This is a genomic window from Monashia sp. HAY1-2A, from assembly GCF_056755315.1.
Genome location: NZ_JBNDHY010000003.1, coordinates 38,440 through 63,757, shown reverse-complemented (window position 1 = coordinate 63,757; position 25,318 = coordinate 38,440). Strand labels below are relative to the sequence as shown.

At 72.9% G+C, this 25,318-nt stretch carries 22 protein-coding genes; 4 read left to right on the top strand and 18 right to left on the bottom strand.

Translation table 11 applies throughout. The annotated features are described in order from the left end of the window. Nucleotides 1–6: 6 nt before the first annotated feature. A complete protein-coding gene (gene dnaE / locus ACPYOM_RS00995) occupies nucleotides 7–3,600 on the bottom strand; it encodes a DNA polymerase III subunit alpha (RefSeq protein ID WP_481344537.1) in 3,594 nt (1,197 codons plus the stop codon). Between the two features lie 151 nt (nucleotides 3,601–3,751). Here dnaE and ACPYOM_RS00990 point away from each other — a divergent pair, with 151 nt between their 5' ends. The 3 genes from ACPYOM_RS00990 to ACPYOM_RS00980 all read left to right on the top strand — a co-directional run bounded on the left by ACPYOM_RS00990 (nucleotide 3,752) and on the right by ACPYOM_RS00980 (nucleotide 6,119). Then, nucleotides 3,752–4,453, top strand: coding sequence for an RNA polymerase sigma factor (locus ACPYOM_RS00990; RefSeq protein ID WP_481344536.1), 702 nt, complete (start codon nucleotides 3,752–3,754; stop codon nucleotides 4,451–4,453). Next, nucleotides 4,446–5,252 (top strand): hypothetical protein, encoded by an 807-nt coding sequence (locus tag ACPYOM_RS00985; protein WP_481344535.1) that lies wholly within the window; start codon nucleotides 4,446–4,448, stop codon nucleotides 5,250–5,252. The genes ACPYOM_RS00990 and ACPYOM_RS00985 overlap by 8 nt, the downstream gene beginning before the upstream one ends. A gap of 93 nt (nucleotides 5,253–5,345) precedes the next feature. Continuing rightward, a complete protein-coding gene (locus ACPYOM_RS00980) occupies nucleotides 5,346–6,119 on the top strand; it encodes a hypothetical protein (RefSeq protein WP_481344534.1) in 774 nt (257 codons plus the stop codon). A gap of 5 nt (nucleotides 6,120–6,124) precedes the next feature. Here the strand turns inward: ACPYOM_RS00980 and ACPYOM_RS00975 are convergent, their stop codons facing one another. From ACPYOM_RS00975 to ACPYOM_RS00965, 3 genes are all read right to left on the bottom strand, one after another. Then, a complete protein-coding gene (locus tag ACPYOM_RS00975) occupies nucleotides 6,125–7,075 on the bottom strand; it encodes an RluA family pseudouridine synthase (RefSeq protein WP_481344533.1) in 951 nt (316 codons plus the stop codon). Then, entirely contained in the window at nucleotides 7,068–7,715 is a 648-nt protein-coding gene (locus tag ACPYOM_RS00970; protein ID WP_481344532.1) for a signal peptidase II, read from the bottom strand. The genes ACPYOM_RS00975 and ACPYOM_RS00970 overlap by 8 nt, the downstream gene beginning before the upstream one ends. Before the next feature lie 106 nt (nucleotides 7,716–7,821). Then, entirely contained in the window at nucleotides 7,822–8,310 is a 489-nt protein-coding gene (locus ACPYOM_RS00965) for a TraR/DksA family transcriptional regulator (RefSeq protein WP_481339011.1), read from the bottom strand. On the opposite strand from ACPYOM_RS00965, the gene ACPYOM_RS00960 reads away from it, so the two are divergent. Beyond that, a complete protein-coding gene (locus ACPYOM_RS00960; RefSeq protein ID WP_481344531.1) occupies nucleotides 8,294–9,433 on the top strand; it encodes a hypothetical protein in 1,140 nt (379 codons plus the stop codon). The two genes, ACPYOM_RS00965 and ACPYOM_RS00960, sit on opposite strands and share 17 nt — an antisense overlap. On the opposite strand, the gene ACPYOM_RS00955 is transcribed toward ACPYOM_RS00960, so the two are convergent. The 14 genes from ACPYOM_RS00955 to ACPYOM_RS00890 form a co-directional block, all read right to left on the bottom strand. Next, on the bottom strand, nucleotides 9,345–10,556 hold the full coding sequence (locus tag ACPYOM_RS00955; RefSeq protein ID WP_481344530.1) for a DivIVA domain-containing protein: 1,212 nt from the start codon (nucleotides 10,554–10,556) through the stop codon (nucleotides 9,345–9,347). The genes ACPYOM_RS00960 and ACPYOM_RS00955 overlap by 89 nt on opposite strands. 131 nt (nucleotides 10,557–10,687) lie before the next feature. Beyond that, nucleotides 10,688–10,972 (bottom strand): YggT family protein, encoded by a 285-nt coding sequence (locus ACPYOM_RS00950; protein WP_481339017.1) that lies wholly within the window; start codon nucleotides 10,970–10,972, stop codon nucleotides 10,688–10,690. 84 nt (nucleotides 10,973–11,056) lie between these two features. After that, nucleotides 11,057–11,539 (bottom strand): cell division protein SepF, encoded by a 483-nt coding sequence (locus tag ACPYOM_RS00945; RefSeq protein ID WP_481339019.1) that lies wholly within the window; start codon nucleotides 11,537–11,539, stop codon nucleotides 11,057–11,059. 43 nt (nucleotides 11,540–11,582) lie between these two features. Beyond that, a complete protein-coding gene (locus ACPYOM_RS00940; protein ID WP_481344529.1) occupies nucleotides 11,583–12,365 on the bottom strand; it encodes a YggS family pyridoxal phosphate-dependent enzyme in 783 nt (260 codons plus the stop codon). Continuing rightward, entirely contained in the window at nucleotides 12,362–13,123 is a 762-nt protein-coding gene (gene pgeF / locus ACPYOM_RS00935) for a peptidoglycan editing factor PgeF (RefSeq protein ID WP_481344528.1), read from the bottom strand. The genes ACPYOM_RS00940 and pgeF overlap by 4 nt, the downstream gene beginning before the upstream one ends. Nucleotides 13,124–13,222: 99 nt before the next feature. Further along, a complete protein-coding gene (ftsZ, locus tag ACPYOM_RS00930) occupies nucleotides 13,223–14,605 on the bottom strand; it encodes a cell division protein FtsZ (protein WP_481344527.1) in 1,383 nt (460 codons plus the stop codon). 287 nt (nucleotides 14,606–14,892) lie between these two features. Then, nucleotides 14,893–15,660, bottom strand: coding sequence for a cell division protein FtsQ/DivIB (locus tag ACPYOM_RS00925; protein ID WP_481344526.1), 768 nt, complete (start codon nucleotides 15,658–15,660; stop codon nucleotides 14,893–14,895). Beyond that, on the bottom strand, nucleotides 15,660–17,144 hold the full coding sequence (gene murC, locus ACPYOM_RS00920) for a UDP-N-acetylmuramate--L-alanine ligase (RefSeq protein WP_481344525.1): 1,485 nt from the start codon (nucleotides 17,142–17,144) through the stop codon (nucleotides 15,660–15,662). Before murC ends, ACPYOM_RS00925 begins: the two co-directional genes overlap by 1 nt. Beyond that, entirely contained in the window at nucleotides 17,141–18,256 is a 1,116-nt protein-coding gene (gene murG, locus ACPYOM_RS00915) for an undecaprenyldiphospho-muramoylpentapeptide beta-N-acetylglucosaminyltransferase (RefSeq protein ID WP_481344524.1), read from the bottom strand. Before murG ends, murC begins: the two co-directional genes overlap by 4 nt. Further along, entirely contained in the window at nucleotides 18,253–19,620 is a 1,368-nt protein-coding gene (gene ftsW / locus ACPYOM_RS00910; protein WP_481339033.1) for a putative lipid II flippase FtsW, read from the bottom strand. The genes murG and ftsW overlap by 4 nt, the downstream gene beginning before the upstream one ends. A gap of 19 nt (nucleotides 19,621–19,639) precedes the next feature. Further along, nucleotides 19,640–21,130 carry a UDP-N-acetylmuramoyl-L-alanine--D-glutamate ligase gene (gene murD, locus ACPYOM_RS00905; protein ID WP_481339035.1) on the bottom strand — a complete coding sequence of 497 codons (1,491 nt, stop codon included), beginning with the start codon at nucleotides 21,128–21,130 and terminating at the stop codon, nucleotides 19,640–19,642. Continuing rightward, complete coding sequence (gene mraY / locus ACPYOM_RS00900) at nucleotides 21,127–22,212, bottom strand: phospho-N-acetylmuramoyl-pentapeptide-transferase (protein ID WP_481339037.1); 1,086 nt, start codon at nucleotides 22,210–22,212, stop codon at nucleotides 21,127–21,129. Before mraY ends, murD begins: the two co-directional genes overlap by 4 nt. Continuing rightward, complete coding sequence (locus ACPYOM_RS00895) at nucleotides 22,209–23,636, bottom strand: UDP-N-acetylmuramoyl-tripeptide--D-alanyl-D-alanine ligase (protein ID WP_481344523.1); 1,428 nt, start codon at nucleotides 23,634–23,636, stop codon at nucleotides 22,209–22,211. The genes mraY and ACPYOM_RS00895 overlap by 4 nt, the downstream gene beginning before the upstream one ends. Continuing rightward, nucleotides 23,633–25,276 (bottom strand): UDP-N-acetylmuramoyl-L-alanyl-D-glutamate--2,6-diaminopimelate ligase, encoded by a 1,644-nt coding sequence (locus tag ACPYOM_RS00890; protein ID WP_481344522.1) that lies wholly within the window; start codon nucleotides 25,274–25,276, stop codon nucleotides 23,633–23,635. Before ACPYOM_RS00890 ends, ACPYOM_RS00895 begins: the two co-directional genes overlap by 4 nt. Between the last annotated feature and the right edge of the window lie 42 nt (nucleotides 25,277–25,318).

Here is a 25,318-nt window from a genome sequence, read left to right as displayed (position 1 = left end):
GGTGCCTCAACCGAGGCAGGCCGGCCCGAGCAGGGCCTTGAGGTCGCCGAAGAGCGCCGACGTGGCGGTGACCCGCAGCGAGTCGTCGAGCGACATGAGCACCGACCGCCCCGGCTGGGTCAGCTTGACCTGCACCTCGGTGGCGCCGGGGTGCTCGCCGAGGACCCGTTTGAGGCTCTCGGCGACGGCGGGCGTCGCGCGACCGAGCGGCAGGGTGACGACGACGGGGCCGCGCGGGCCCTCCTTGATGTCGGGGATCGTCAGCTCCTGGGCGAAGATCGAGATCGAGTCGTCACGCGCGCTGACGCGACCCTTGACGGCGCACACGGTGTCCTGGGCCAGCATCGTCGAGTACGTCATGTACGAGGAGGGGAAGAAGAGGCACTCGATCGCCCCGTCGAGGTCCTCGACGGTCGCGATGGCCCACAGGTCGCCCTTCTTCGTGCGCTTGAGCTGCAGGCTGGTGATGAGGCCCGCGACCGTCACCGGCGTGCCGTCGGGCTTGGCGTCCTCACCGAGGAGCGAGGCGATCGGGGTGTCGGCGTGCGCCGACAGGATGTGCTCGATGCCGAAGAGCGGGTGGTCGGACACGTAGAGGCCGAGCATCTCGCGCTCGAAGGACAGCAGCGTGGACTTGTCCCACTCGCTCGGGGGGACCGGTGGCAGGCCGGCGAACGGGTCGACCCCCGCGCCGTCCCCGTCGGCGTCACCGAAGCCGAACGAGGCGAAGAGGCTGTCCTGGCCGATGGCCTGCTGCTTCTTGACGTCGACGAGCGCGTCGACGTAGCGCTCGTGCACCTCGACGAGGCCGCGACGGCTCTCGCCGAGCGAGTCGAAGGCGCCGCCCTTGATGAGCGACTCGATGGTGCGCTTGTTGCACACGACGGCGTCGACCTTGTCGAGGAAGTCCTTGAACGAGGCGAACGTGCCCTTGTTCTCGCGGGCCTCGACGATCTTGTCGACGACGTTCGTGCCGACGTTGCGGATGGCGGCCAGGCCGAAGCGGATGTCGGTACCGACGGCGGCGAAGTTGGCGACCGACTCGTTGACGTCGGGCGGCAGCACCTTGATGCCCATGTGGCGGCACTCGTTGAGGTAGAGCGCCGACTTGTCCTTGTCGTCGCGCACGCTCGTCAGCAGGGCGGCCATGTACTCGGCCGGGTAGTTGGCCTTGAGGTAGGCGGTCCAGTACGACACGAGCCCGTAGGCGGCGGTGTGCGCCTTGTTGAACGCGTAGTCGGAGAACGGGACGAGGACGCCCCAGAGGGCGGCGATCGAGGCCTCGTTGAACCCCTTGGCCTTCATGCCCTCGGAGAAGGGCACGTACTCGGCGTCGAGCACCTCCTTCTTCTTCTTGCCCATGGCCCGCCGGAGCAGGTCGGCGTTGCCGAGCGTGTAGCCGGCCAGCTTCTGGGCGATCTCCATGACCTGCTCCTGGTAGATGACCAGGCCGTAGGTCATGCCGAGGATGGGCTCGAGCGCCTCGACCATCTCCGGCTGGAGCTTGCCCTTCAGCTGGGGGTCGAGGGGGATGAGCTCCTGCTTGCCGTTCTTGCGCAGGGCGAAGTTGGTGTGCGCGTTGACGCCCATCGGCCCGGGCCGGTAGAGCGCGAGGGCGGCGGAGATGTCCTCGAAGTTGTCGGGCTGCATGAGGCGCAGCAGGGCACGCATGCCGCCGCCGTCGAGCTGGAAGACGCCGAGGGTGTCGCCGCGACCGAGCAGCTCGTAGGTGGCCGCGTCGGTCATGTCCTTGGACAGGGCGTCGAGGTCGATGTCCTCGTCGCGGTTGGTCTTGATGTTCTCGATGGCGTCGTCGAGGATCGTCAGGTTGCGCAGGCCGAGGAAGTCCATCTTGACCAGGCCGAGCGACTCGCAGCTCGGGTAGTCGAACTGGGTGATGACCTGGCCGTCCTGCAGCCGCTTCATGATCGGGATGACGTCGATGAGCGGCTCGCTGCTCATGATGACGCCGGCCGCGTGCACGCCCCACTGGCGCTTGAGGCCCTCGAGGCCCTTGGCGGTGTCGACGACCTCCTGGAAGTGGGTCTCGGTCTGCACGAGCGCCCGGAAGTCGACGCCCTCGTTGTAGCGCTTGTGCTCGGGGTTGTAGATCTCGGCGAGCGGCACGCCCTTGCCCATGACGTCCGGTGGCATCGCCTTGGTCAGCTGCTCACCGACGCTGAACGGGTGGCCCATGACCCGGGCGGCGTCCTTGACCGCCTGCTTGGCCTTGATGGTGCCGTACGTGACGATCTGCGCGACGCGCTCCGAGCCGTACTTCTCGGTGACGTACCGGATGACCTCACCGCGCCGGCGCTCGTCGAAGTCGACGTCGAAGTCGGGCATCGACATGCGCTCGGGGTTGAGGAACCGCTCGAAGATGAGGCCGTGCGGCACGGGGTCGAGGTCGGTGATGCCCATGGCGTAGGCGCACATCGAGCCGGCACCCGAGCCGCGGCCCGGGCCGACGCGGATGCCGTTGCGCTTGGCCCAGTTGATGAAGTCGGCGACGACGAGGAAGTAGCCCGGGTAGCCCTTGGAGACGATGACGTCCTCCTCGAAGGCCGCCTGCTTGCGGGCGTAGTCGGGCACCCCCTCGGGGAAGCGGCGCTGGAGGCCGGTCTCGACCTCCTTGATGAACCACGACGTCTCGTCCTCGCCCTCGGGGCACGGGAAGCGCGGCATGAAGCGTCCCTCGCCCTCGGTGAAGGACACCTCGCAGCGCTCGGCGATGAGCAGCGTGTTGTCGCAGGCCTCGGGCAGCTCGCGCCAGAGGTGGCGCATCTCCTGGGCCGACTTGAGGTAGAAGTCGTCGGCGTCGAACTTGAACCGGTTGGGGTCCATGAGCGTCGAGCCGGACTGGACGCACAGCAGCGCGGCGTGCGCCTTGGCGTCCTCCGCGCGCGTGTAGTGCAGGTCGTTCGTCGCGACGAGCGGCAGGCCGAGGTCGCGCGCCAGGCGGATGAGGTCCTTCTGCGTGCGCCGCTCGATCTCGAGGCCGTGGTCCATGAGCTCGACGAAGACGTTGTCGGCGCCGAAGATGTCGCGCAGCTCCCCGGCGACCTCGCGCGCGTCGTCGTACATGCCGAAGCGCAGCTTGGTCTGGATCTCGCTCGAGGGGCAGCCCGTGGTGACGATGAGGCCCTTGCCGTACGTCGAGAGCAGCTCGCGGTCGATGCGCGGCCACTTCGTGTACACCTGGTCCAGGCTCGCGATCGAGGACATGCGGAAGAGGTTGTGCATGCCCTCGTTGTTCTCGGCGAGCATCGTCATGTGCGTGTACGCGCCGCTGCCGGAGATGTCGTCGCGGCCGCCGTCGCCCCAGCTGACCTTGGTGCGGTCGGTGCGGTGGGTGCCCGGCGTGATGTAGGCCTCGACGCCGATGATCGGCTTGACGCCGGTGCCCTGGGCCTTCTTCCAGAACTCGTACGCACCGAAGATGTAGCCGTGGTCGGTGGTGGCGAGGGCCGGCATGCCCATCCGCGCCGCCTCGGAGAACAGGTCGCCGATGCGCGCCGCCCCGTCGAGCATCGAGTACTCCGTGTGCACGTGCAGGTGCACGAAGCTCTGGTCGTTGCGCGGGGCGGGCTGGCTCGACATCGTGGACGAGTCTAAGCCCGGCCACCGACGGCCCCGGCGCGTCGCCCGACGTGTCGCACGAGGTCCGACGACGGGTGTCCCGGCCGCTCGTGCCGGTGGCCCGCGAACCGACCGGCGCGCCGCGGTGTAGAGGACACGTCGGGGCGCGACGATGGTCGGGTCCGCAGCCCCCGCCGAGCGGATGGAGACAGGGATCAGCACGATCGACCGCAGGACGGACAGGTCCGGGGACCCGGGCGGCAGGCCGGCAGGGGCTGCCGCCGAGGACGCCGCCGGCCGTGCCTCCGACCACGCCGCCGACCACGCCGCCGAGGAGGCCGCGGCCCTGGCTCGGGTGCGCGCCGGCGACCCCGGTGCGTACGCGGTCCTCGTCGTGCGGCACGCCCCCGTCGCCAAACGGCTCGCCGTGCTGTCCGGCGCCGGGGACGAGGCCGACGACGTGGTCCAGGAGGCGTTCGTCAAGGCCTATGCGGCGCTGCCCCGGTTCCGGGACGGCGCCGGGTTCCGGCCGTGGCTGCTGCGGATCGTCGTCAACGAGACCCGCAACGCGCTGCGCGGCCGGTCCCGTCGCGCGCTGCGCGAGCTGCGGGTCGCCGTCCGAGAGGCCGCGGAGGGGGGCCGCGGCGACCCGGTCGATCCCGCCGAGGCGGCCGTGGGCGCCGACCGCCGCGCCGGTCTGCTCGAGGCCCTCGACGCCCTGCCCCTCGACCTGCGAGAGGTCGTGACGTGCCGCTACCTGCTCGAGCTGTCCGAGGCCGAGACGGCCACGGTGCTCGACGTGCCCGCGGGCACCGTCAAGTCACGGCTGCACCGCGCCCTCGCCGCCCTCCGGGAGGTGCTCACCGATGCCTGAGCCGCACCACCGCACGGGACCGGATCCGGGCTCCGGGCTGGAGCGCGAGCTCCTCGAGCTCGGCCGGCTCCTCGTGACCGACCCTCCACGAGAGGACCTCGCCGCGTCGGTCCTCGCGCGGGTCACCGCGCCCGCGGAAGGGCTCGGTCGCCCCCGACCGGCGCGGCGTCGGCTGGCCTGGGCCGTGGCAGCGGCCGTCACCCTGGCGCTCGCCCTGGTGCCGCCGGTCCGGGCAGCGGTGGTCGAGCTGCTGCGCCTGGGCGGCGTCGTCGTCCGCGAGGTGCCGCGCCCCAGCGCCTCGGCGCCGGACTCCCCGCGGCCCACCTCGTCGGCCGGGTCCGGGACGGCCACGGCGTCGGGCACGCCGGTGACGCTCGAGGCGGCCGCGCGCGCCGTCGGCGCACCGGTCGCGGTCCCGGCTGCCCTGGGGCAGCCCGACACGGTCGTCCTCGCCCACGGCGGGCGGGTCGTCGAGCTGGCGTGGGGACCCCGTACGGCGACGAACGGCGTGCCGACGCGCCTCGACGTCTTCGTCGGGTCGCTGTCGTGGGGCTACCTCAAGACGGTGTGGGACGCCGTCACACCGACCCGGGTGTCGGGCCACGACGCGCTGTGGTTCGGTTCCGCGCACCGCATCGAGTGGGTGGACCGTTCCGGCAGCACGCATGCCGAGCAGCCGCGCCTCGCCGGTCCGACGCTCGTCTGGGTGGTTCCCTCCCCGGGTGGCGAGGTGACGTACCGGCTCGAGGGGCCGGCCGACCTCGCCACGGCGCTGCGCGTCGCCGGCTCGGCCGGCTGAAGGGCCCCGCGACCCCGACCCGAACCGACGGTGCTCCGGCGGTGTTGACGTACTGACGCCCGGACGCCGCCGGGCCCGCCCGAGGAGGAAACCGTGAAGAGACCGCGCATCCCAGCCGTGCTGTCCGCCGCCGCCGCCACTGCGGTCGCGATGCTCGTCGTGCTCGTCGGCGCCGCGGCCCCGGCCTCGGCCGGAGGACCCACGTCGGTGATCGTCGTCCAGTACGCCGGCTCCAGGGCCGCGGCGGCCCTGACCGGCAGCCCCGTCTACGCCGACCTCGAGCGAGCGCTCTCGCCGTACGACCCGCCGCGCGGGGAGCGCACCGCGACGGCATCGTTCATGGGCACGACCCTGCGCCTGACGTGGCTCATCCACGACGTCACGCCGTGGCGCATCGACGGCGTCGTCATCGACGGGAACGAGGTGTGGGTCGAGACCGCGATGAGCACCAACGGCACCGAGGACCTCTTCTCGATCCCGTCGGTGCGCCACCGCCCGGCCGACTCCGCGCTGCTGCTGCGGACGCTCCGCTCGCTCGGTGTCCTCGGTGACGCGCCCCGGGGCGCGGCTGCCCCGTCACGCTCGACCGCCACGCCTGCCACGGCATCCGCGCCGGCCACGGGCACAGCCGGGCTCGGCCGGGCGGCGACGGCAGGGCTGGCCGGGCTCGCGCTCCTCGTCGGCGTGGTCACGGGCCTCGCCGGTGTCCCGACGCTGCGGCGCCTCCGCTCCCCGCGGCACCCCTCCGCCGCGGGCGACGCCGGAGCACCCCCGCGTCCGGAGCCGGTCGGCTTCTCGACCGACCCGGACCAGGGCAGCTCACCCCGGCAGAGCCCGCCCCGACCTTCACGCTCCGGTCGAAGCTGAGGCTCTCAGAACGTCGCGGCGACGTCGAGGGCGTGCTGGAGGTCGTCCGGGTAGGGGCTCTCGAAGTGGACGTACTCACCCGTACCGGGGTGCTCGAAGCCGAGGCCGACGGCGTGCAGCCACTGCCGGTCGAGGCCGAGCCGGGCCGCGAGCCTGGGGTCGGCACCGTAGAGGGGGTCACCGCAGCACGGGTGGTGGAGCGCGGCCAGGTGGACCCGGATCTGGTGCGTGCGCCCGGTCTCGAGATGGATCTCGAGGAGGCTCGCGTGCCGGAACGCCTCGAGCACCTCGTAGTGGGTCACCGAGGGCTTGCCCGTGCTCATGACGGCGAACTTGAACTCGGCGCCCGGTCGCCGCCCGATCGGCGCGTCGACCGTGCCGACGAGCGGGTCGGGCAGGCCCTGGACGAGCGTGTGGTAGGTCTTGTCGACCTGCCGGCTGCGGAACAGGTGCTTGAGCCGGCTGTAGGCGTACTCGCTCTTCGCCACGACCATGAGTCCGGACGTGCCGACGTCGAGCCGGCTGACGATGCCCTGCCGCTCGGGAGCACCTGACGTCGAGATGCGGTAGCCGGCCGCGGCGAGGCCCCCGACGACGTCGGGCCCGGTCCAGTTGAGGCTCGGGTGGGCGGCGACGCCGACCGGCTTGTCGACGACGACGAGGTCGTCGTCGTCGTGGATGATGCGCATGCCCGGCACGGGTTCGGCGACGACCTGCAGGCTGGGGCTGGCCTCCGCCCGCGGCAACGACACCTCGAGCATCGCCCCGGCCACGAGACGCTCCGACTTGCCGACCGACCTGCCGGACAGGGCGACGTGCCCCGCCGAGGCCAGCTCGGCGGCCTTGGTCCGGGACACCCCGAAGAGCCGGGACACGCCGGAGTCGACGCGTTCGCCCTCGAGCCCGTCGGGCACGAGGACGGTGCGGGCCTCCCCCACGGGCAGCGCCTCAGTCATCGCCGCGCTCCCGACCCGACGCCTCGGCCGCCTCGGCCGCCTCTGCCGCCTCTGCCGCCTCGGGCGCGTCGGCCGCCTCGGCGGCGCGCTTGTCCCGCTCACGTCGCCCGTCGACGCCGATGCCGAGCATGGCCAGGATCACGACGAGGCAGGCCGCGCCGACGATCCAGATGTCGGCCACGTTCCCGATGAACCAACGGTTGTAGTCGATGAAGTCGACGACGTGCCCCTGACCACCGCCGGGCGGCCGGACGAACCGGTCGGTGAGGTTGCCGACGGCCGCCCCGAGCAGGAGCCCGAGGGCCAGGGCCCACGAGCGGGAGCCGAGGTCGCGGGCGACGACGACGATGGCGACAAGCACCGCGAGCGCGATGCCGGTCATGACCCACGTGTTGCTCGCCCCGAGCGACAGCGCCGCCCCCGGGTTGCCGATGAGCTTGAAACGGATGACCTCGCCGATGAACGGCCGGGGGCTGCCGTCGGCCAGGGTCGCGAGGGCGACGGCCTTGGTGACCTGGTCGCTGGCGTAGGCGACGACGGCGACCGCGGCGAGCATGGCGAACAGCCGCCTCCGGCGCGTCGAGGTGGGACGCGGGGACGAGGCCCTCGCGGTGGGCGGTGCGGTGTTCTCGGTGCTCACGGTCTCTCGGTCGGACGCGACGCCGCCCTCGCTCGCGGACGAGCGAGGGGCGGCGCCGCGTCCCGGGTCGGTGCGTCGGCGTGCCTCAGCCTGCCGGCGGCGTCGTTCAGTGGCGGTCCTGCTTCTCCTGGCATGACAGGCACAGGGTCGCACGCGGACGGGCCTGCAGTCGAAGCTTGCCGATCGGGTTGCCACAGTTCTCGCACACGCCGTACGTGCCGGCCTCGAGCTGCTCGAGCGCGTGCTCGGCCTGCAGGAGCCCGGCGCGCGCGTTCGCGGCCACCGACATCTCGTGCTCGCGCTCGGCCGTCTTGGCGCCGGCATCGGCCTGGTCGTCGCCCGCTCCGTCGCCCGACGAGCGCAGGAAGCTGTCGAGCTCCTCCTCGGCGATCTTCAGCTCGACGCGGTGCTGCTCGATCTCTTCGAGGAGGACGCCGCGGACCTCCGCGATCTCGTCCTCGCTCCAGGGGCTCTCGTCGTCCTTGACGCGCAGCGTCTCGGCGATCTTCTTCGCGCTGGTGCGCGAGGTTCCGGTCCTGGCCCGCGTGCTCGCGCTCGTCGCGCTCGGGGTGCCGGTCGTGGGGCTCGTCGTCACTGCTGCCTTCTCGGGTCGTGGGGCCGTCTTCGCGGACGGCCGGGTGGTCCTCGCGCTCTGGCGCGCCGGAGTCGTCTTCGTCGTCTTCGTCGTCTTCGGAGTCGTCGTCTTCGGAGTCGTCGTCTTGGTCGTCGCGGTCCTGGTCGTCGCCTTCTTCGTCGCGCCCGTCTCGGGGGTCGCTCTCGGGGCCGGGCTCGTGGCCGTGGCCTTGTTCGCGGCGCTCTTCTTGGCCGTCGTCGCGCTCTTCGTCGCGGACTTCTTCGGGGACGTGGTCGCTGCGTTCTTCGCGGACTTCGTCGTTGCCGACTTCGTCGCAGTCCGCGTCGCGGCGGTCTTCGTCGCGGACTGTCTCGCAGTCTGCGTCGCGGCAGCTTTCGTCGTGGACCGTTTCGCGGTCTTCTTCGGGGCAGGCTTCGTCGTCGACGTCTTCGCGGCGGTCCTGCTCGGGGTCTTGTTCGGGGTCTTGCTGGCGGTCTTGCTTGCGGTCTTGGTCGAGGTCTTGCTAGCGGTCTTGGTCGACAGGCCCCTCGTCGTCCTCGCCGCGCTCTTCTCCGCCGTCGTCGCGCTCTTCGTGCTCTTCGTCGTGGTCGATCTCGCCGTGGACTTCGCAGGGGACTTCGCCGGGGTCTTCGCGGCGGGCCTCGCGGCGGGGTTCGCTGCCGTCCTCGTCGCGGGCGCCGTCGTGGCCTTGGCGGTCTTCCGGGTCTTCGCGGGCGTCGGGGCCGCGGTCGTCTGCGCGGGGGTCTGCCTCGTCGCCTTCGTCGCGGCGGCCCTGGCCGTGCGGCCCACTGCCGACACCGCCCGCTTGGCCGCGGACGTCACCGCCGCCGCCGTCCTCTTCGCCGCCATGGCGTCCACCTCCGTCGCTCGTGCTGTCGACGTTGCAAGTGCGGCTGACAATAAGCCCCGCGCGGGTCCGGCACAAACACGAAACGCTACGGGAGGCAAGAGTCGTCCTGGGCACACAACGCGGGCCGCCCGGGATGGTTCCCGAGCGGCCCGCGTGCGTCTGTCGAGGAGGGTGAGAGCGCGCCTCAGCCCTGGGTGTCACCGGCGCCGGCGTGCGCCGGCTCCTGGACGCTGGCGTCGAGGTCCTGCAGCTGGCTCTCGATGTAGGACTTGAGGTTCGAGCGGTAGTTCTTCTCGAACCCGCGCAGCTCGCTGATCTTGCGGTCGAGCAGCGACTTCTGCTTGTCGAGCTCCTCGAGCAGCTGGGCCTTGCGCTGCTGCGCCTCGGCGACCATGCCCGTCGAGCGCTCGCGCGCCTCGGTCAGCATCTCGTCCCGCTTGGTCGCGGCGTCGGCGAGGATCTGGTCGCGCTGGGAGGTGGCCTCGGCGATCATCTGGTCACGCTGGGCCGCGGCTGCCGCCGCGAGCTGTTCGGCCTGACGCGTGGCCTCCTCGTGACGGGCCTGGCCGGCGTTGACGAGCTCGTCGTGCCTGGCCTGGGCCGTCGCGATGAGCTCGCGGTGACGGTTCTCGGCCTCGGAGATCAGCTCGTTGCGACGCGTCTCACCCGCGGCGACGTGCTCGTCGTGGAGGCGCTGTGCCAACGCGATGACGCCGGCGGCGTCGGTGGTGCCAGCGGGCGCAGCAGCAGCTGCAGCGGCAGCGGGCTGGATGCGGGCGGCGGCCTCGGCGTCGGAGTTCGCGCGGGCGGCACGCTCCTCGGCGGCGCGGGCGTTCTCCTGCGCCTTGGTCATGCGGGCCTCGACCTCGCGGGCGCTCTCCTGGGCCTTGGCCAGCCGGGACTCCGCGTCGGCGACCTTGGTGTTGAGCTCGTTGAGCTTGGCCTGGGCGTCGTTGAGGGCCTTGGAGTCGACGGCCGCCTTCGCGGCAGCCTCGGCGCGTTCGGCCTCGGCCCGTGCGCGCTCGATGCGCTCCTTGGCCTGGCGCTCGGAGTTGTCGGCCTCGGCCTTGGCCTTGGCCGCACGGTCCTGGGCTGCCTTGAAGGCGCGCTCGGCGTCCTGGATCTTGGCGGTGAGGCCGCCGAGCTTGGCGTCGTCACCGGGACGGCCGACGACCGGCATCGCGGCCGTGGCGCCGTCCGCGCGGACCGCCGTCTGGTTCTTCGACGCGCGGCAGTCGTTGAGCTGCTTGAGGTAGTCGTCGCGCTGCTCGATGAGAGAGCGCATCTCGGCCACGATCTCGTCGAGGAAGTCGTCGACGTCCCGCTCCTCGTAGCCCCGGCGGAACTGCGTGGTCTGGAAGTGCTTGTTGAGCACCTGTTCCGGCGTAAGCGCCATGTCTCACCTCGATGCAGACGTAGTGGTTCGGGTCCAAGGTATCTAACGTTCCGGTCACGAACCAAAGCCGTGCCTCGCGGTGCGCGCCGCAGGCCACGGCCCGCCCGCAGCGGCGCGCCGCCGACGGTCCGCTAGAAGTAGCTGGGGACGTTGAGCGCGAGCGAGGTCAGCAGCATCAGGACGAGGAAGCTCAGGTCGAGCCGGACGCCGCCGAGGTTCGGCGACGGGATGACCTTGCGCAGCGCCCGCAGGGGTGGGTCGGTCACCGTGTACACGGCCTCGGCCAGGACGAGCACGACCCCGGTGGGGCGCCAGGACCGCGCCAGCATCTGCACCCAGTCGAGCACGAAGCGGCCGATGAGGGCGATGAAGAAGAGGAAGACGACCACGCCGTAGATCGTCCAGAACGCGTCCATGTCGTCAGTGTCGCCGATGCGCGCGCGTCAGGAGCCGGCGGGGTGCTGTGTGGTCACTGTGCGTCGCCGGCCGGCAGGCTCGCGTCAGCTCTGGTTGAAGAACCCGCGCGTCGACGGGGACGGCGCCTCGGGCTCGTCGGCCGAGATCTCGACGTGGGCCGGCGACAGGAGGAAGACCTTCGACGTGACCCGTTCGATGGTGCCGTGCAGGCCGAAGACGAGACCGGCCGCGAAGTCGACGAGGCGCTTGGCGTCGGCGTCGTCCATGTCCGACAGGTTCATGATGACCGGGACCTGGTCGCGGAACCACTCGCCGATGTTCTTGGCCTCGTTGTACGTGCGCGGGTGGATCGTCGTGATGCGGTTGAGTCCGCCGACCTCGGGCTCACGCACGACCGCGGCGACGGGACGACGCGTCGGCAGCTGCGTGACGGCCGCGGTGTGCTCGGGCTCGTCGTCGTAGCGCTCGGGCTCGTCGTACGCCTCGTAGTCGTCGTAGCGCTCGTGACGCTGGTCCTCCTCGCTCAGTCCGAGGTACACCATCGTCTTGCGCAGTGCCCCTGCCATGGTCGGCTCCCAACGTTCGGATCGTGCTGAATCGCTCCCGACGTTACAGAAGTGACGGGCGTGAACCGAGGATTGCCGTGCCGACACGCAGGTGTGTCGCGCCGTGGCGCACGGCCGCCTCGAGGTCGCCGCTCATGCCGGCCGAGACCCACGTGGCGTCGGGATGCTTCTGCCGCAGCCGGCGGGACAGCTCGTGCACCGTGGCGAACGACGCGTCGGGGTCGGTTCCGAGGGGAGCGACGGCCATGAGCCCGCGCAGCCGCAGCGCAGCCTGCGCCTCGACCGCCGCGGCGAGCTCGTCGAGGGTCTCGGGAAGGGCTCCGCCGCGGGACGTGTCTCCGTCGAGGCTGACCTGCAGGAGGACGTCGAGCGCGTGGTCGGGGCGCCCGACCCGGTGGGCGCCCTTGGCGAGGCCGTCGACGAGCTTGGTCCGGTCGAGGCTCTGGACGACGTCGGCGTACTGCGCCACGTGGGCTGCCTTGTTCCCCTGCAGCCGCCCGATGAAGTGCAGCACCGCGGCGTCCTCGCCGCGCCCCCATCGCCCCCTGCCACCTGACTGCTCCTCGAGCACGTGGCGCACCTGCTCGTACTTCTCGGCGGCCTCCTGGTCGCGGTTCTCGCCGAAGTGCCGGACTCCGAGGCCGTGCAGGAGCAGCACGTCGGAGGCCGGGAAGAACTTCGTCACCACGACGAGGGTCACCTCGCCGGGGTCGCGACCGGCATCGGCACAGGCCCGCTCGATCCGTGCCTCGACCGCCTCGAGGGCCGCCCGCAGCTGGTCGCGCCGCGCCGCCTCTCCCTCCGCGCGCACGGCCGAGGCGCTCATGCCGTCGCCCTGCGACGCACGACGACACCGGCGAACCGGCCCGTCGTGCCGTCGCGGCGGTAGGAGTAGAGGTTGCGGTCCTCGCGGGTGCAGCCGGGCACCCAGGCGACCGGGACGCCGGCATCGGCCAGCTGCTCGACGACGCCGGCGGCGACGTCGACGGCCGGAGTGCCCTGCCACGACCGGGCGGCGGCCGCAGGGGTGACGGCAGCGGCCGCGCGGGCCATCTCGGCGGGAACCTCGTAGCACCGACCGCACACCGAGGGGCCGACGGTGGCGCGCACCGAGCGGGCGCCGAGGTCGCGCATCGCCGCGACGGCGCGGGGCACGATGCCCGACACCATGCCGGGCCGGCCCGCGTGGACGGCCCCGACGACGCCGGCAGCGGCGTCGTGCAGCAGCAGCGGCACGCAGTCGGCCACGAGCACCGCGAGCGCGAGCCCCGGCGCACGCGTGACGATCCCGTCGACGGCCGGCGGTTCGCCCGTCCACGGGCCGTCGACCTCGACGACCTCCGTGCCGTGCACCTGGCTCATGAACAGGAGGCGCTCGCGCGCCACCCCGACCTCACCGGCCAGGGCCGCGCGGTTGGACTCCACGGTGTCGGGGTCGTCGCCCACGTGGCCCCCGAGGTTCAGCCCGGTGAACGGCTCCCGTCCGGTCCCCGCCGAGCGTCCGGTGAAGCCGAGGTCGACGCGGTCGGGGACGGACCCGCCGGCGGGGTCGTCGGCCGAGGGTCCGGAACGCCAGAAGAACACGGGGCCAACCTACCGTCGCGCCCGGAGCGACCGACGGGAGGCGCCGCGTGGGGCGCCTCCCGTCGGGGTGGTCCGGTGTTCGGGCGAGGCCCGGGGGCCTTACTTGAGGAAGTCGGGCACGTCGAGGTCGTCGCTGTCCTCGAAGGTCACCTGACGCGGCGGCTGGCTCGAGCGCGGGGCGACCGGCTGCTGCTGGTGCTGCGGCACCTGGTGCGACGGGGCCTGGTGCTGCGGCGCCTGGTGCTGGACGGGGGCCTGCTGCTGGGTCGGCAGCTGCTGGGGCACCGCCGCCTGGTGCGGGGCGGGCTGGTGCGCCTGCTGGCCGACGACCGGCTGCGCGGCCGGGACGCCGTTGCTGTGCGGGGCCGCGGGCTGCGCCGGAGCCGGGCGGTGCTCGGGCTGGGCCTGGTGGTTGGGCTGGTGCGACGAGGCCGGTGCGGACGAGCGGCCCATGACCTGGCCGAGGGCGCGGTCGTCGTGGCGCTGGCTCGGGCCGCCACCGTCGAACCCGGCGGCGATGACCGTGACGCGGACCTCGTCGCCGAGGGCGTCGTCGATGACGGCGCCGAAGATGATGTTGGCCTCGGGGTGCGCGGCCTCCTGCACGAGGCGCGCGGCCTCGTTGATCTCGAAGAGGCCGAGGTCGGAGCCACCCTGGATCGACAGGAGGACGCCGTGCGCGCCGTCGATGGAGGCCTCGAGGAGCGGGCTGCTGATGGCCAGCTCGGCGGCCTGGACGGCACGGTCCTCGCCGCGCGCGGAGCCGATGCCCATGAGCGCCGAGCCGGCGCCCTGCATGACCGACTTGACGTCGGCGAAGTCGAGGTTGATCAGGCCCGGGGTCGTGATGAGGTCGGTGATGCCCTGGACACCCGACAGCAGCACCTGGTCCGCCGACCGGAAGGCGTCCATCATCGAGACGTTGCGGTCGCTGATCGACAGCAGGCGGTCGTTGGGGATGACGATCAGGGTGTCGACCTCCTCGCGGAGGCTGCCGATGCCGGACTCGGCCTGGTTGGCGCGTCGTCGGCCCTCGAAGGTGAACGGGCGCGTCACGACGCCGATCGTCAGGGCGCCGAGGCCGCGGGCGATCCGGGCCACGACCGGCGCGCCGCCGGTGCCGGTGCCCCCGCCCTCACCCGCCGTGACGAAGACCATGTCGGCCCCCTTGAGGACCTCCTCGATCTCCTCGGCGTGGTCCTCGGCGGCCTTCTTGCCCACCTCGGGGTCGGCGCCGGCACCGAGGCCGCGGGTCAGCTCGCGGCCGACGTCGAGCTTGACGTCGGCGTCGCTCATCAGCAGCGCCTGCGCGTCGGTGTTGATGGCGATGAACTCGACGCCCTTGAGACCCACCTCGATCATCCGGTTGATGGCATTGACGCCGCCGCCGCCGATGCCGACGACCTTGATGACGGCCAGGTAGTTCTGCGGTGCTGCTGCCACGGGAGTGGGCCTTCCTGAGTGGTGGTGCCGGTGCTGCATGGTTCGGGTGAGATGCGCCTGGCGCGAGGGTTCGGACCTCAACCTTAAAGGTCGACCTAAAGGTTACAGTTTGGTCACGAACCAGTGCCCCGACGGTATGCCGTGACCCGAGGCCGATCAACCCGACTCGCGGCGTGTCGCCAGGGCGATTGGGCCTTTTGCGACGGCATCTGCACAGCAGTCACACCGGCACCATCAACCTCGCTGGACCCCGCCGGCACCAAGCAGCGTCCCCACTGTGCCACGGCACCGGCGGCTCGACGCGGGAGGGTCACCCGGGTCACGGGTCAGCGCGTCACGGGCGAGTCGGGCACGCTGACGTCGATGGTGCTGCCGGGCTGGCCGAGGAGCACCGCGACGAGCCGGGCCTTGCGCTCACCGTCCCCCGGACCGCCCCACACGACGGTCTTGCGCTTCGACGTCGACGTGACGGTGAAGCTGACCTGGTCGGCGGCCGAGACCGTCACTCCCGAGACGTCGCCCCGTACCGACGCCGGCAGCGACGTGAGGGCCTGCAGGGCGGCAGCGACGCCGGCCTTCGTCACGGTGTCGGTGCTCGAGCGCACGAGGGGCACACCGTCGGGGGCTGCGTCGACGGTCCGGAAGGCGAATCCGGTGGCGTCGACGAGGTCGACGCTGCCCTCGGGGGTGCGCACGGCGAGGACGGCCCGCCGCGGTGTGACCGCGACGACGACGGTGTGCGGCAGGCTGCGCGAGACGGACACGTCGTCCCACGCCTTGGCCGCGACGAGGCGCTGCTCGGCCGCCCCGGTGTCGACCCGCAGCAGCGGACCCCCGAGGGGCACGGCCGCGACTCGGCGGACGTCGGTGGCGGCCGCTCCCGTGACCCCCCGGACCTCCACCCGCGTGGCCGTCAGGAGCCCGCTGAACCAGCCGACCCACGCGAGGAGCCCGAGCACGAGCAGCAGGCCGACGCCGACGGCGGCGAGCAGACGCGGGCGACGCCGCGCCGCTGCGGCCCGCCGCTCGAAGCGGGCGCGCGAGGAGGACAGCCCGCGCCCGGCGAGCTGACGTCCCGGCGACCGATCGAGCATCAGGCCTCTCCCCCACCCAGGGCGAGCAGCACCTCGGGTCCGATCATCGTCACGTCACCGGCCCCGACGGTGAGGACGAGGTCGCCCGGACGGGCCCGGGCGGCGACGTGGCGGGCCACCTCCGACCACGAGGGCACGTAGTGGACCTCGGCCTCCGGGCGGGCCGCGAGGACCGCGTCGGCGACCAGCTGCCCCGTGACGCCCGGCAGCGGGTCCTCCCGGGCGGCGTAGACGTCCATGACGACGACGACGTCGGCGGGCGCGAGCCCGGCGCCGAGCTCGGTGGCGAAGTCGCGGGTGCGGCTGTACAGGTGCGGCTGGAAGACGACGACGAGGCGACCGGCGCCCTCGACGAGGCGTGCGGCCGTCTCGACGACGGCAGTGACCTTGCCGGCGTTGTGCGCGTAGTCGTCGACGACGACGACGCCGCCGGCCTCGCCCTTGGGCTCGAAGCGTCGTCGGGTCCCGGTGAAGCCGGCCAGGCCGTCGAGGACGGCACCGGGGTCCAGGGCCAGGCCGTGGACCGCCGCCGCGTACGCCGCCGCCGCGTTGAGGGCGTTGTGCCGCCCGGGGACGGCGAGGGTCATGGTGCGCTCGGGGCCGGCGTCCGCGACGATCACCGACGCGGTGAGGCCGTCCTGCCGGTGGTCGCGCAGGACGACGTCGGCCCCGTTCGAGAAGCCGTACGTGACGACGCGGGTGCCGGCGGCACGGGCGCGCCCGGCCAGCGCGGCCGAGCCGGCATCGTCCAGGCAGGTGACGAGCAGGCCGCCCGGCGCGATGGTCGCCACGAACGCGTCGTACGCGGCCTGGACGACCTCGAAGCTGTCGTAGAAGTCGAGGTGGTCGGGCTGCACGTTGGTCACGACCGCGATCTCGGGGTGGTAGACGACGAACGAGCCGTCGCTCTCGTCGGCCTCGACGACGAAGACGTCGTCGCGGCCGTCGTGGGCGTTCGTGCCGTGCTTGGCCAGCTCGCCGCCCACGGCGAAGGACGGGTCGAGGCCGCAGCCCTGCAGGGCGACCGTGAGCATCGAGGTCGTCGTCGTCTTGCCGTTGGCCCCGGCGACCGCCACGGGACGCCGCCCGTGCATGAGGGAGGCCAGGCCCTGCGCCCGGTGCAGGACCGGCAGGCCCCGCTCGCGCGCCGCGACGAGCTCGACGTTGTCCTCACGGATCGAGCTGCTCATGACGACGGCGTCGGCGCGCTCCTGGTGCGCGGCGTCGAACCCGACCCAGACGTGCGCGCCCTCGCTCTCGAGCGCCTTGAGCACCGGGACGTCCTTGGCGTCGCTGCCGGTGACGGGGACGCCACGGGCGAGCATGATGCGGGCCACGCCCGACATCCCGGCCCCGCCGATGGCGAGGAAGTGGACGCGGCCGAGGTCGGCGGCATCGGGCACCTCCGCGCCGAAGTCGAAGCGGGCGGCGGCGAACGGCTCGGCCACGGTCGGCGTCCGGCGCCCGGCCGGCCTGCCGGTCACGCGGGCACCCCCGCCCGCGCCGCGGCGTCGTCGACCATGTCGGCGAGCCGTTCGTCGGCGGCACGCTCCCCGAGCGTCGCGGCCGCCGCGGCCATCCGCTCGAGGCGGGGCCGGTCGGTGGCGAGCGCGACGAGCTCCGAGCCGACCCACGCCGCGGTGAGGTCGGCGTCGTCGACGAGCAGGCCGCCTCCTGCTGCGACGACGTCGGCCGCGTTGAGCCGCTGCTCCCCGTTGCCGATGGGCAGCGGGACGTAGACGGCGGGCAGGCCGACGGCGGTCAGCTCGCAGACGGTGTTGGCCCCCGCGCGAGCGACGACGAGGTCGGCGGCGGCGTAGGCCAGCTCCATGCGGTCGGCGTACGGCACGACGACGTACGGCGCGCCCCCGTCGGGCACCGCGACGTCGAACTCCTTGCCGAGCCCGGTGATGTGCAGCACCTGGACGCCGGCGGAGCTCAGCCGCCGGACGTTCTCCCGGAAGGCGTCGTTGAGCCGCTGGGCCCCGAGCGAGCCGCCGGTGACGAGGACGGTCGGGGCCGACGCGTCGAGCCCGAACCCGGCGAGGGCCTCGCCGCGGCTCGCGGCCCGGTCGAGGGTGGAGACGGCGCGACGCAGCGGCATGCCGATCCGGGTTGCGTGGGGCAGCGAGGTGACGGCGAACGTCGTGGCGACGTGGGCGGCGAAGCGTGCCCCGAGCCGGTTGGCCAGCCCGGCCCGGGCGTTCTGCTCGTGGATGACGACGGGGACGCCGCGGCGCCGGGCGGCCAGGTAGGCCGGGGTGCTGACGTACCCGCCGAACCCGACGACGACCCGCGCGCCGGTGTCGTCGATGGCCGCTCCCGCGGCGTCGACGGCAGCCTTGAGCCGGCGGGGCAGCCACAGGAGGTCACCGCTCGGCCGGCGCGGCAGCGGCACCTTCGGCACGACCCGAAGGTCGAGCCCGTGCGCCGGCACGAGGCGCGCCTCGAGTCCCTCGGTGGTGCCGAGGGCCGTGACGCGCACGTCGGGGTGCCGGCGCCGGAGGGCGTCGGCCAGGGAGAGCAGGGGCGACACGTGGCCGGCCGACCCCCCACCGGCGAGCAGGACGGAGGTGGGCGAGGACAGGTGGATCACCGACTTCTGCGAGAGGACAGGGCGCGGGTGCGCGAGGGCAGCACCGCGAGCGACCGCCTGATCATCCCGCGTCGGGACTCGAGCAGCGCACGGCACCCCGGTTCGTTGCGGGCGAAGGACAGCAGGATGCCGAGGGCGAGGAGGGTCGTGACGAGGGACGAGCCGCCTGCCGAGACGAGTGGCAGCGGCACGCCGATGACCGGGAAGAGGCCGATGACGGCACCGATGTTGATGATCGCCTGCCCGATGAGCCAGGCCATGATGCCCGAGCCGGCGACCCGCACGAAGCGGTCCTGGGTGCGGCTCACGAGGCGGAAGCACGCCCAGGCGAGGATGCCGAACAGGAGCAGGATCATCAGCGTGCCCGGCAGGCCGAGCTCCTCGCCGATGATGGCGAAGATGAAGTCGTTGTGGGCCTCGGACAGCCAGGCCCACTTCTCCTTCGAGGCGCCGAGGCCGACGCCCCACCAGCCGCCGTCGGCGAGGGCGTACATGCCGTGGACCGCCTGGCCGCACCAGCCGTCGGGGTTGGTGTTGCACGCCGGGTCGAGGAAGTCGGTGATGCGCTTGACGCGGTTGCCGCTCGTCGCGACGAGCGCCGCGACACCGGCCGCCCCGAGCACGCCGCCGACGACGAAGACCCGCAGTGGGGCCCCGGCGACCGCGAGGACCGCGGCGATGACGACGAGGAACACCATGGCGGTGCCGAGGTCGTGGCCGGCGAGGACGAGCGCCAGCACGACCGCGCTGATGGGCACGAGGAAGGGCAGCACGACGTGCAGGACGCTCGACATCCGCGCGGACTTGTTGGCGTAGATGGCGGCGCCGGCGAGGACGAGCCCGACCTTGGCCAGCTCGGAGGGCTGGAACTGCACCGGGCCGAGGGCGAGCCAGTTCTGGTTGCCGTTGACCGAGACGCCGAGCGGGATGACCGCGGCGAGGAGGAGGACGGACACGACGAGCGAGGGCATCGCGAGGCGCTTCCAGCGCTTGACGTCGAACCGGCTCGCCACGGCGGCCGCGACCCCGCCGAGGACGGCGAACAGCAGCTGGCGGGCGAAGACGGTGTAGGAGGCCTTGTCGGCCAGCAGCTGCTCGACGCTTGAGGCGCTGAAGACCATGATGAGGCCGATGACGACGAGGGTCGTCGTGGCCCCGAGGATGAGGTAGTAGGTCGTTAGGGGCGACTCCAGCTTGGCGATGATCGGCAGCGACCGGGTGCCCCCGGACCGCCCCGCCTCCTCGGCGTGCGCCTCGGCGCGCGCCCGGGCTCGCTCCTTGGCGGCCTGCGCCGCCTGGGCCCGCTGCGCCGCCGACCCCTTGGCGGCCGCACCCTTCGACCGGGACGAGGTCGTCGTGCTCACCCCGTGCTCACCCCCGCACTCACGCGTCGCCCCCGCTCCCCCTGGCGTGCCGGCGGACCGCCTCCTCGAAGGCGTCGCCGCGCGCACCGTAGTTCGTGAACATGTCCATGGACGCCGCCGCCGGGGCGAGCAGCACGACGTCGCCCGGCTGGGCGAGGCGTGCGGCGTGCGTCACGACGCGGTCCATGACCCCAGTGTCCGTGTCGGCGACGTCGACGACGGGGACATCCGGCGCGTGTCGGGAAAGGGCCTGGGCGATCTGGTCCCGGTCGGCTCCGATGAGCACCACCCCGCGCAGCCGCGAGGCGACGTCCTCCACGAGCGCGTCGACGTCGGCGCCCTTCAGCAGCCCACCGGCCACCCACACGACGGAGTCGAACGAGCGCAGGGCCGCCGCGGCCGCGTGCGGGTTGGTGGCCTTGGAGTCGTTGACGAACCGGACGCCGCGGACGGTGGCGACCTCGGCGATCCGGTGCCGGTCGGGCCGGAAGCCGCGCAGCCCGTCACGCACCGCGATCGGGCCGACGCCGTAGGCCCGCGCCAGGGCGGCCGCCGCGAGGGCGTTGGCGACGTAGTGCGGCGGCGGGGGCGGGCCGTCGCCCTGGAGGTCGGCGAGCGTGCACAGCTCGGCCGCCGAGCGCTGCCGCTGCTCGACGAAGGCACGGTCGGCGAGGACGTCCTCGACGACGCCGACCATCGACGGGGCCGGGATGCCCAGGGTGAAGCCCACGGCGCGACAGCCCTCGACGACGTCGGCCTCCATGACGAGCTGCTCGGTCTGGATGTCGGCGACGTTGTAGACGCAGGCCAGGTGTGTGTTCTCGTAGATGCGGCCCTTGGCCCGCAGGTACTCGGCGTAGCCGCCGTGCCAGTCGATGTGGTCGGGCGCCACGTTGAGCACCGCCGACGCGACGGCGGACACCGACCGCTGCCAGTGCAGCTGGAAGCTCGACAGCTCGACGGCGAGGACGTCGTAGGGCTCGGGGTGCAGGACCGCCTCGAGCAGCGGGGTGCCGATGTTGCCGGCGGCCGCGGCGCGCAGGCCGGCGTGCTGCAGGATCGAGGCGAGCATCTGGACCGTCGTCGTCTTGCCGTTGGTGCCGGTGACGGTGAGCCACGGCGCGGCGCCCTCGGCAGGCCGCATCCGCCAGGCGAGCTCGACCTCGCCCCACACCGGTATCCCGGCCGTGGCCGCGGCCAGCATGAGCGGGTCGTGCGGGGGCACGCCGGGCGAGGTGACGACGAGCTCGGTGCCCTCCGGCGGGGTCACGACGTGCTCGGGACCGAGGCGCACGTCGACGCCGAGGATCTCCAGGATCGTGGCCCGCTCGCGGATGGCGTCGGTGGCGTCGCGGGACACGGCGGTCACCCGGGCCCCGCGCTCGGCCAGCACGTCGGCGGCGGCGAAGCCGGACACGCCGAGGCCGACGACGAGGACCTCGATGCCGCTCCAGTCGGCGTCGCGGTGGGTCAGGCCCTCACGGGGCTCGTAGGTCGGGTCGAACGTCATTGGGAACCCACCACCCACTCGGCGTAGAAGAAGCCCAGCCCGAACGCGACGAAGAGGCCGGCGACGATCCAGAACCGGACGACGACGGTCACCTCGTTCCACCCGACCATCTCGAAGTGGTGGTGCAACGGCGCCATCCGCAGCACCCGTCTGCCCGTCAGCTTGAAGGAGGCCACCTGGGCCACGACCGAGAGGGTCTCGAGGACGAACATGCCGCCGAGGATGATGAGGAGCAGCTCGGTGCGGGTCGTGATGGCCAGGCCCGCGAGGGCTCCGCCCAGGGCGAGGGACCCGGTGTCGCCCATGAAGATCTTCGCCGGCGTCGCGTTCCACCAGAGGAACCCGAAGCAGGCGCCCATCCCGGCCGCCGCGACGAGCGCGAGGTCGTGGGAGTCGCGGACCTCGTAGCACTTGATGCCCGGGTTGGTCTGGCAGTTCTGGTTGAAGGTCCAGATGCTGATGAGGACGTAGGCGCCGAAGACCATCGTCGAGACGCCGGTGGCCAGGCCGTCGAGGCCGTCCGTCAGGTTCACGCCGTTGGAGGCGCCCGCGATCATGACGTTGGCGAAGACGACGAACAGGATGACCCCGACCACCGAGCTGCCGGCCAGCGCGAGGCTGATGTTCGTCTCGCGCACGAAGGAGACGAGCAGCGACGCGGGGGTGCGGTACTGGTCGTTCGGGAACTGCACCGCGAGCACGGCGAAGACGACGCCGACGAGCGTCTGGCCGAACAGCTTCTGCTTCGAGCGCAGCCCGAGGCTGCGCTGCTTGCTGATCTTGATGAAGTCGTCGAGGAACCCGACGAACCCGAGGCCGCCCATGAGGAACAGGACGAGCAGTCCGCTCGCCGTGGGCGGGTTGAGGGTGAGCAGGTGGGCGAAGAGGTAGGCGCCGAAGGTCGCGGCGATGATGACGGCCCCGCCCATCGTCGGGGTCCCACGCTTGGTGTGGTGCGAGGTCGGGCCGTCGTCGCGGATGAACTGGCCGTAGCCGCGCTTGACGAGGAACTTGATGAACAACGGGGTGCCGAACAGCGAGATGAGCAGCGAGATGGACGCCGCGAGGAGGACGCCCTTCACCGCGCGGCTCCCTGGACCGCCGCCGCCGCCGACGTCGACGCCGTCGGGCCGGCCGGCAGGGGGATGCCGGCGAGCCGGTCGCCGAGCCAGCGCAGGCCGCTGTCACGGCTGGACTTGAGCAGGACGACGTCACCGGGCCGCAGCCGCTCGACGAGCAGGTCGTGCGCCGCGTCGGCGTCGGGCACCCACGCGGCGCCGGGGAACGCGTCGGCGATGGGCCGCGCGCCCTCCCCCACGACGACGAGCTCGTCGATGCCGCGCGCGGCCGCGTGCTCACCGACGCCCCGGTGCTCGGCGGCACTGCCGGCACCGAGCTCGAGCATGCCGCCGAGCACCGCCCAGCGGCGGCCGGGCGCGGCCATCGCGGCGAGGGCGTCGAGGGCGGCGCGCATCGAGTCGGGGTTGGCGTTGTAGGCGTCGTTGACGACGACGACGCCGTCGGGGCGCTCGGTGATCTCCATGCGCCAGCGGCTCACGGCCTCGGCGGCGCACAGGCCGGCTACCACCTGGTCGAGGGTCAGGCCGAGCTCGAGGGCGGCCGCGGCCACGGACAGCGAGTTGCCGACGTGGTGGGCGCCGCTCTGGCGCAGCGAGACCCGTGCGGAGCCCTGCGCCGTGACGAGGGTGTACGAGGGCCGTCCGCGGTCGTCGAGGACGACGTCCTCGGCGCGCACGTCGGCGTCGGGGGCGAGGCCCACGAGCACCACGCGCGAGTCGAGCCCGTGGGCCATCGCGCGCACGAGGGGGTCGTCGGCGTTGAGGACGCTGACACCCTCGGCCGGCACGGCGCGCGGCAGCTCCGACTTGGCGAGGGCGATGTTCTCCTTCGAGCCGAACTCGCCGACGTGGGCCGTGCCGACGTTGAGGACGATGGCGACCTGCGGCGGCGCGATGCCGGTCAGGTACGCGATGTGCCCGACGCCCCGGGCCCCCATCTCGGCGACGAGGAAGCGCGTCGTCGGGGTGACCCGGCAGACCGTGAGCGGTACCCCGATCTCGCCGTTGAGCGAGTTGACCGGCGCGACGGTCTCGGCGACGGTCGACAGGACCGAGGCGAGCAGGTCCTTGGCGCTCGTCTTGCCCGACGAGCCGGTGATGCCGACGACGCGCAGCTCCGGGGCGCGGTCGACGACGCCGCGGGCCACACGGCCGAAGGCGGTCTGGACGTCGTCGACGACGACGCAGGGCACGCCGTCGACGACGCGCGAGGTGAGCGCGGCGACGGCACCTGCGGCGAGGGCCGCGCCGACGTAGGCATGCCCGTCGGCGTGCTCGCCGACGCGGGCGACGTAGAGGCTGCCGGGGGCGCACTCGCGCGAGTCGGTGCTCACGGGGCCGTCGACGACGACGGTCTCGGGCGCATCGGTGCCGTGGACGGTGCCACCGGTGAGGTCGCGGACCTCGGCCAGGGTCAGGGCGATCACGCGGTCACCCCCGGCCTCGTCGTCGGACGGGTCGTCGTCGGACGCGTCGAGGTGACGGCGGCGAGGGCGGCGCGGACGGCGTCGCGGTCGTCGAACGGGTGCTTCACTCCGTGGATCTCCTGACCCTTCTCGTGTCCCTTGCCGAGCACGACGACGGTGTCGACGTCCTCGGCCTGCTCCCCCGACCCGACCACCGCGAGCGCGACGGCCTCGGCGACGGCGCTGGCACGCGCGCCACCGTCGATGATCTCGGACGCCGTGGCGTCACCGGACGCCACCTGCGCCCTGGCTCCCTCGACGACGGCCGCGCGGATCGTCGCGGGGTCCTCGCTGCGAGGGTTGTCGTCGGCGACGACGACGACGTCGGCGCGACGGGCGGCGGCGGCGCCCATGGCCGGCCGCTTGCCGCTGTCGCGGTCACCACCGGCCCCGAGCACGACGATGAGACGGCCCCGAGTGCTCGGCCGCAGCGCCGCGAGGGCTGCGTCCACGGCGTCGGGCGTGTGGGCGAAGTCGACGACGCAGCGTGGCGTGCCGTCGCCACCGGGGGCCACGACCTCCATGCGGCCCGGCACGACGGGGGGCACGGCCATCGCCGCCTCGACGTCGGCGTCGGACAGGCCGACGGCGAGCAGGGCGAGCGCCGCCAGGGCGGTGTTCGCGACGTTGAAGTGTCCGGGCAGGTGCGACACCAGGGCGATGCCGCGTCCGGAGGCGTGCTCGCGCAGCGTGAAGGCGCCGCCCTCGGCCTCCTCGACGCCCCAGTCGGCCCTGACGACCTCGGTGGTCGACAGGGTCGTCACCGGGACGCCGGCCTCGCGGGCCAGGCGCACACCCCAGGCGTCGTCGACGCAGACGACACCGGACCGCGAGCGCCGCGGGGTGAACAGGGACGCCTTGGCGGCGAAGTAGGCCTCCATCGACGGGTGGAAGTCGAGGTGGTCCTGCGAGAGGTTGGTGAAGAGCGCGACGTCGTAGACGACACCGTCGACCCGGTGCAGGGCGAGCGCGTGGCTCGACACCTCCATGACGCAGGCGTCGACGCCACGCTCGCGCATGACGGCGAGCAGCGCGTGCAGGTCGGTGGCCTCGGGCGTCGTGCGCACGGAGTCGACGTGGTCGTCACCGATGCGCGTCTCGACGGTGCCGATGAGGCCGGTGCGCGAGCCGTGCGCGCGCAGGGCCGACTCGACGAGGTAGGCGGTCGTCGTCTTGCCGTTCGTACCGGTGATGCCGATCATCGTCAGCGCCGCCGAGGGGTGCCCGTACACGGTGGCCGCGACGTCCCCGAGGACCGCACGCGGGTCCCCCGAGACGAGCACCGGGACCGCCGGCAGGCCGGCCTGCGCCACGGCGGCCTCGACGAGCCCGCGCCCCTCGGCGTCCGTGAGGACCGCGAGGGCGCCCGCAGCCACGGCGTCGGCGGCGAAGCGGGCACCGTGGACGTTGAACCCCGGCAGGGCCGCGTAGAGGTCTCCCGGCAGGACGCTGCGGCTGTCCAGCGTCACGCCCGTCACGACGACCGAAGCAGCGTCGGAAGCGGCGTCGGATGCGGCGTCGGATGCGGCCTCGGAAGCGGCGTCGGCGGCGCCCGTCCGGCTCGTCAGGTCGCCGAGGGCGCCGAGCACACGCAGTGGCACGCCCGACGTGGCGGGTCGAACGGTGGAAGGTGACACGTCATC

Coding starts and splice junctions, on each gene's coding strand:
- dnaE (WP_481344537.1), bottom strand. CDS start 3,600: ATGTCGAGCCAGCCCGCCCCGCGCAACGACCAGAGCTTCGTGCACCTG.
- ACPYOM_RS00990 (WP_481344536.1), top strand. CDS start 3,752: ATGGTCGGGTCCGCAGCCCCCGCCGAGCGGATGGAGACAGGGATCAGC.
- ACPYOM_RS00985 (WP_481344535.1), top strand. CDS start 4,446: ATGCCTGAGCCGCACCACCGCACGGGACCGGATCCGGGCTCCGGGCTG.
- ACPYOM_RS00975 (WP_481344533.1), bottom strand. CDS start 7,075: ATGACTGAGGCGCTGCCCGTGGGGGAGGCCCGCACCGTCCTCGTGCCC.
- ACPYOM_RS00955 (WP_481344530.1), bottom strand. CDS start 10,556: ATGGCGCTTACGCCGGAACAGGTGCTCAACAAGCACTTCCAGACCACG.
- ACPYOM_RS00950 (WP_481339017.1), bottom strand. CDS start 10,972: ATGGACGCGTTCTGGACGATCTACGGCGTGGTCGTCTTCCTCTTCTTC.
- ACPYOM_RS00945 (WP_481339019.1), bottom strand. CDS start 11,539: ATGGCAGGGGCACTGCGCAAGACGATGGTGTACCTCGGACTGAGCGAG.
- ACPYOM_RS00940 (WP_481344529.1), bottom strand. CDS start 12,365: ATGAGCGCCTCGGCCGTGCGCGCGGAGGGAGAGGCGGCGCGGCGCGAC.
- ftsZ (WP_481344527.1), bottom strand. CDS start 14,605: ATGCAGCACCGGCACCACCACTCAGGAAGGCCCACTCCCGTGGCAGCA.
- ACPYOM_RS00925 (WP_481344526.1), bottom strand. CDS start 15,660: ATGCTCGATCGGTCGCCGGGACGTCAGCTCGCCGGGCGCGGGCTGTCC.
- murD (WP_481339035.1), bottom strand. CDS start 21,130: ATGACGTTCGACCCGACCTACGAGCCCCGTGAGGGCCTGACCCACCGC.